Here is a 6285-nt window from a genome sequence, read left to right as displayed (position 1 = left end):
ACAGCAGCTCCATCAAAAGCCTATCAGGCGGTGCGTTATAACGCGTTGACACACGGCATTTTGTCGAAGCATGCCGTGTTACCGCACGAGGATAAAACCGAGTTTGCTGGCTTACTGGCAGCATTGCGCGATGAGCATCAACCGTCCGGTATGACAGAAATGCACTTGGTCGACGAATTGGCGACGATCTTATGGCGCAAGCGCCGGGTGCTTTTGGCAGAAGGTGCGACGATCAATCGTAATCTCCGGCAGGTCGCTAGCCAAACCGACAGTAGTGTTGTACCGGCCGCCGTGCCATTCGATCCCGGTCTGAAAGCCAGTCATTTGTGGCTATCGGACATCATTTGCGATACCCCGGAAGAAAACCAAGCACGACTTAATGAAGCCGAGCTCGACCTCGCCGCCACCGAAAAGGCTGCGGCCATTTTACGCAAAGGGGGTAAAAACGCCTATTCGCGCGCCTGTAACGCGTTGATTCCCGAGAGCCGCGACATGTGGAGCGACTATGTCGAAGACGAGGAATATCCGGCCACGGTAGAAGGACTGGCCGACTTCATCAATGAAAAGCTCCGGCCGATCTGTCTGCAAATGCAAAAAGAAGCCCGGTATTACCATGAAATCAAGGCGCAAACCTTGGGTGAAGGCTTGAGAGCGCAGCAATTAGAGAAGCTAAACCGCTATGAAGTCCACCTGGATCGTAAATTCGAGCGGACATTGGCGATGCTTTTGAAGCTAAAAGACCTGCGTAGTCCCGTTAATTCGGCACCTTGAAAATGCGCGCGATGTCAGGTCTGACAAGGCTTGCGGCCGGTTAGCGAAATAGTCGCTGTCAAACTTGCCAAATGATTTAGGCAAAAATACGGAGACAAAAACATGGGTGGCATCGGAAGCGGTCGCCGTTACCAAGACGGCAAACAGACGACGACGGACATGCGGGCGTTGGATGTGCGTTATTTGCATCGCCAAGGCCTGTTGACGCCGGGGCGCACATCAAGCGTGAACTGGTCGCGGTGCGGTAACATCATCGCGTCGCTACAAATCGAGGCACAAGACCAACAGGTCATTCTGCGTTATCGCTGTCAGCGACTGAATAGCGATTGGGAAAACATGGAATACCCAGTCACGTTGGAAAAAACGGGGTGTCATTTAGGCGGCCAGCGAGTTTGGTTTCGCTGTCCAGCGCAAGGATGCGGCAAACGGGTGGCAATTCTTTATGGCGGTAATGTCTTTGCCTGTCGGCATTGCCACACCTTGACTTATGCGTCTACCCGCGAGACTAAAGACGACCGAGCCAGCCGAAAAGCCGATAGGATTCGTGAAAAGTTAGGATGGGAGGCCGGTATCTTAAATCCCAATGGCATTAAGCCCAAAGGCATGCATTGGAAAACATTCCATCAGCTTCAGCTTAAACATGATGTATTGGTCAACCAATCGTTAGCCGGGATTATAAGGCGGCTAAGGTTGTTTGAAGAAGATGAGTCACCAATTTGAAACCGAAAAAATCTGTTTCGCAAAAAAAGATAGTTGTAGGCCCAAGCAACCAAAAAATGTATCCCGGAATGTATCCCGAAATTAACAATTTATGACTTCACTGGCAGGCTTTATTTATAACCTATTGATTTTATTGGTCGGGACGGCGGGATTCGAACCCACGACCACTTGCCCCCCAGACAAGTGCGCTACCAGGCTGCGCTACGCCCCGATTTAGACTGGAAATTCTACCACGCTTTACAGGCGAACTACTTCAATAGCTCTAAAATATCTTCCAGTTCGCCTATCATTTGATGAATTAACTGCTTGGTGCGTAAGCTGTCTTCTTTAGCACTGCCGCTGGCTAAATGCGCTCTGGCTCCGCCAATGGTGTAACCTTGTTCGTAAAGTAAGGCGCGGATTTGCCGGATTAACAGCACATCGTGCCGCTGGTAATACCGGCGATTTCCCCGCCGCTTAACCGGGCTCAGTTCAGTGAACTCCTGCTCCCAGTAGCGCAGCACGTGCGGCTTTACTCCGCACAAGTCGCTAACTTCGCCAATCGTGAAATAGCGTTTGGCCGGAATGACCGGTAATTCGTTGTTATTACTGGGTTCCAGCATAGGCTTCCACTCGAGCTTTCAATTTTTGCCCTGTTCTGAATGTAACCACTCGACGCGGCGTGATCGGTATTTCCTCGCCGGTCTTCGGATTGCGTCCGGGACGGCCATTTTTGTCTCGCAACTCGAATTTGCCGAAACCCGAGATTTTGACTTGTTCACCGCTTTCCAGACTTCTTTTGATTTCGTCGAAAAACAACTCTACGATTTCTTTGGCCTCTCGTTTATTCAAGCCGAGATCTTCAAACAACTTTTCTGCAATATCTGCTTTGGTTAATGCCACAATCACTCCCTCAATTTTGCATTTAGTTTAGCCGTCAAAGTCTCTAACACCCTGCGAAATATAGCATCAATTTCAGTGTCGGTAAGAGTTTGCGCAAAATCTTGTAAGACTAGACTCAAAGCCACGCTTTTACTGCCTGCAGCCACGCCTTGCCCGCGATAGATATCGAAAATCGACACATCGCGGATCGCTTGCTCACCGCATTCGGAGATACAACCGAGAATCGCATCGGCGGATACCTCTTCCGCAACCAAAAGTGCCATATCCCGGCGTACCGACGGAAATTTAGACAAGGGGGTAAATTTAGGCACCTTGTGCTGCAGAATGGCATCCTGATCCAACTCGAACAGGAACACAGGGCTGTCGAAGCCCAACTGTTTCTGCAACGTCGGATGCAACATACCCAGCAATCCAATCGCTTCGCCGCGTGCATTCAATATACGAGCAGTCTGTCCGGGATGCAGCGCCGGATGCTGCGACGATTCGAACCGCATCTTCGTTGCGGTGAATGCCAGCAAGGCCTCGACATCGGCTTTCGCATCGAAAAAATCGACTTTTCTGGATTTTTCACCCCATTGTTCGGCGTGCAAATTACCAAGTGCTAACCCGGCAAGGGTCTTGCGTTGTTGAATCTCGCCACCTTCGTAATAGAACCGCAAGCCGGTCTCGAACAGACGCACCCTGCTCTGCTGCCGATTGATGTTGTAAAGCGCGGCATTCAACAACCCGCACCACAACGTGGTACGCATCACGGCCAATTCGGAGGAAATCGGATTCCGGATCCTGATAAACTCGTCGCCCGGTGCCACGGCGTTTTGCATCGCTTCATCGACGAAGCTGTAGGTAATAGCCTGTTGATAACCGCGATCGACCAGACAATCTTGCAACCGATCTAACACCAGCACCGATTCGGGCGCCTTACCCAATTCGGAACGCATCAACAAACTACTACTCGGCAAGTTGTTGTAGCCGTATACTCGACCGATTTCCTCGAGCAAGTCTTCTTCGATGGCAATGTCGAAGCGAAATCCGGGCGGAGTGATTTCCCAACCATCTTCGCAACTGACTACTTGCATGCCCAAGCCGCCGAACAACTCATGCACCTGAGCATCGCTGCGTTGGATACCTAACATCTTTTCGATCCTCGCGCTACGTAATTTAACCGCCGATCGAATCGGCAAGGCTTCGGTATTAATTACTTCGGTCACCGGCCCCGGACTACCGCCAGCTATTTCCAAAATCAATTGCGTGGCGCGTTCGATCGCTCGACGTTGCAAATTAAAATCCACACCGCGTTCGAAGCGGTGCGAGGAATCGGTATGTAATCCGAACTGCCGCGCCTTACCGGCAATATTAATCGGCGTGAAAAAAGCGCATTCCAGGAAGATGTCGCAGGTTTCGCCAAATACCGCGCTGTCTTTGCCACCCATCACACCAGCCAACGCCAAAGCCTGTTGCTGGTCGGCAATAACCAAAGCTTCACCATCGAGTTCTATGGCCTGATCGTTCAACAACGCTAATAGTTCGCCGGGGCGACTCCGCCTGACAACGATCGGCGCCGCCAATTTATCGGCATCGAAGGCATGCAAAGGTTGGCCGAGTTCAATCAACACATAATTGGTGACGTCGACCACCGGGCTCAGGCTGCGAATACCGCTACGGCGCAAGCGTTCCTGCATCCAAAGCGGCGTCTGTGCGGCCGGATCGATACCTTTGATCAAGCGCCCCAAATAAACCGGGCAAGCTTCCGCAGAGTGAACTTGAACCTCCAAGGTTTGCTGATGTTGCGGTTCGATGACGACGGAATCGTCGGCCGGTAACGTCAAACCGTTCAATACTGCGACCTCGCGCGCCACACCCACGACGCTTAAGCAATCAGCGCGATTCGGTGTCAAACCGAGTTCGATCACGTTGTCGCTCAGCAATAGATAATCGCGTATGTCCCGACCTACCGGCGCATCAATCGGCAGTTCCATCAGACCTTCGGAAGTGGCCGCTAAACCCAGTTCCTTTTCGGAACACAGCATGCCGAACGACAACTCGCCACGCAGTTTGGATTCCTTGATCTTGAAATCGCCCGGCAATACCGCACCAATCAGTGCCGCAGGCACCTTTAAACCGGGCCGAACGTTGCTGGCTCCGCAAACGATTTGCAACGGTTGCTCTTGGCCGACGTTGACTTGGCAAACCCTCAGTTTATCGGCGTTCGGATGTTGAACGGTTTCCAACACTTCACCGACTACCACGCCGCTAAAATCGGCGGCGACTGGAGTGACTGCATCGACTTCAAGACCGGCCATGGTCAATTGCGCAACCAATTGGGCAGTGTCGATAGGCGGATTGACCAGTTCCCTTAACCAAGCTTCACTTACTTGCATGATTCCAATCCACCGTTACCTAAACTGTTGTAAAAATTTCAGATCGTTTTCGAAAAACATCCGCAAGTCGTTGATACCGTAACGCAGCATCGCCAGACGCTCGACCCCCATGCCGAAGGCAAAGCCGGAATAGGTTTGATGGTCGATACCCACGGATTTGAAGACCTCAGGATGAATCATGCCGCATCCCATCACTTCCAGCCAGCCGGTTTGGCTACAAACGCGACAGCCTTGACCGTCGCACATCACGCACTCGATATCGACTTCGGCCGAAGGTTCGGTAAATGGAAAGTATGACGGGCGAAAGCGGACTTGGATGTCTTTTTCGAAAAATGCGCGTAAGAATTCGAACACGACGCCTTTCAAATCGGCAAAACTGACGTCGGTATCGACTAAGAAGCCCTCGACCTGATGAAACATCGGCGTGTGCGTCAAATCCGAATCGCAACGGTAGACTCGGCCGGGCGCAATCACTTTAAGCGGCGGTTTCTCGGATTCCATGACCCGGATTTGCACCGGCGAAGTGTGGGTTCTCAATACGGTATGCGCATCGAAATAAAAAGTGTCGTGCATCGCACGAGCCGGATGGTGTTCCGGAATATTCAGCGCGCCGAAGTTATGGTAGTCGTCTTCGATCTCCGGACCTTCAACAACATTGAATCCGACGCTGGCAAAAATTTTACTGATCCTGCGTAAGGTCGTGGTGACGGGATGTAAGCCTGCTACGTCTTGACCGCGGCCTGGCAAGGTCACGTCGATGGATTCGCTGGCCAAGCGCGCCGCCAATTCGGCGCCTTCCAGTGCAAGCTTGCGAGTTTCTAAAGCATCTTGAAACGTATTCTTGGCGTCGTTGATCACCTGGCCGGCACTACGGCGCTGTTCCGGATCCATGCTTCCCAACTCTTTCATTTGCTGGGTGAACAAGCCTTTTTTACCCAGGTAATTCACCCGCACCTGATCCAATTGGCCTAGGTCTGTTGCCTGTGCAAGCTCATCCAATGCCTGCTTTACAATATCTTCGATACTAGCCGACACGACTCAGCTCACTTTTGTCTGTAATTGATGGGGATTCCCAAGTGGTTGACATCCGCCTTTTACCGGCGGAACTCCCCGTTGGGGCGGGGAGTATGCGTCAGCTCGTTATCTAGTCGATATCGAGCTGAGAAACGGCCTATGGCTTGCTTTGGTTGGCAATAGCCACTTTCGCAATCTCGCCGAATGCTTGGATATCTCTCACGGCCAAGTCGGCCAGAACTTTACGATCGATAGCCACGTTGGCTTTAGTCAGACCGTTAATCAAACGGCTGTAGGATATTCCGAATTGGCGCGCAGCCGCGTTGATCCGTACGATCCACAATGCGCGGAATTGGCGTTTTTTCTGTTTACGGTCGCGGTAAGCATATTGGCCGGCTTTGATGACGGCTTGTTTCGCTACGCGATAGACCCGGCTACGGGCACCGTAGTAACCTTTAGCCAGCTTTAAAATCTTTTTATGTCTTGCTCTGGCGGTAACACCGCGTTTTACTCTAGCCAT

The 6285-nt window shown here is 51.8% G+C and carries 7 protein-coding genes and 1 tRNA gene; 2 read left to right on the top strand and 6 right to left on the bottom strand.

Features of this window, described 5'->3' with window-relative positions; all coding sequences use genetic code 11:
- Nucleotides 1-771: hypothetical protein (locus NP603_RS14295; protein ID WP_256611574.1), on the top strand; the 771-nt coding region annotated here is incomplete at its 5' end.
- A 102-nt stretch (nucleotides 772-873) separates the two neighbouring features.
- A complete protein-coding gene (locus tag NP603_RS14290; protein ID WP_256611573.1) occupies nucleotides 874-1491 on the top strand; it encodes a hypothetical protein in 618 nt (205 codons plus the stop codon).
- 134 nt (nucleotides 1492-1625) lie between these two features.
- Here the strand turns inward: NP603_RS14290 and NP603_RS14285 are convergent.
- The 6 genes from NP603_RS14285 to rplT form a co-directional block, all read right to left on the bottom strand.
- Nucleotides 1626-1702, bottom strand: a tRNA-Pro gene (locus NP603_RS14285).
- Nucleotides 1703-1739: 37 nt separating this feature from the next.
- Nucleotides 1740-2093: a MerR family transcriptional regulator gene (locus tag NP603_RS14280; protein ID WP_054761637.1), complete on the bottom strand. Its 354-nt coding sequence runs from the start codon at nucleotides 2091-2093 to the stop codon at nucleotides 1740-1742.
- On the bottom strand, nucleotides 2077-2373 hold the full coding sequence (gene ihfA, locus NP603_RS14275; RefSeq protein ID WP_425334030.1) for an integration host factor subunit alpha: 297 nt from the start codon (nucleotides 2371-2373) through the stop codon (nucleotides 2077-2079). Before ihfA ends, NP603_RS14280 begins: the two co-directional genes overlap by 17 nt.
- Nucleotides 2374-2375: 2 nt before the next feature.
- Nucleotides 2376-4751: a phenylalanine--tRNA ligase subunit beta gene (gene pheT, locus NP603_RS14270; protein ID WP_256611572.1), complete on the bottom strand. Its 2376-nt coding sequence runs from the start codon at nucleotides 4749-4751 to the stop codon at nucleotides 2376-2378.
- A gap of 15 nt (nucleotides 4752-4766) precedes the next feature.
- Entirely contained in the window at nucleotides 4767-5786 is a 1020-nt protein-coding gene (gene pheS, locus NP603_RS14265; RefSeq protein ID WP_256611570.1) for a phenylalanine--tRNA ligase subunit alpha, read from the bottom strand.
- 136 nt (nucleotides 5787-5922) lie between these two features.
- Nucleotides 5923-6285: a 50S ribosomal protein L20 gene (gene rplT, locus NP603_RS14260; RefSeq protein ID WP_140912685.1), complete on the bottom strand. Its 363-nt coding sequence runs from the start codon at nucleotides 6283-6285 to the stop codon at nucleotides 5923-5925.

Origin of the sequence: Methylomonas aurea, from assembly GCF_024505045.1 — a bacterium.
GTDB classification, from domain to species: domain Bacteria; phylum Pseudomonadota; class Gammaproteobacteria; order Methylococcales; family Methylomonadaceae; genus Methylomonas; species Methylomonas aurea.
The sequence above is the reverse complement of the archived record's forward strand: the minus strand, read 5'-3'. Positions and strand labels throughout refer to the sequence as shown.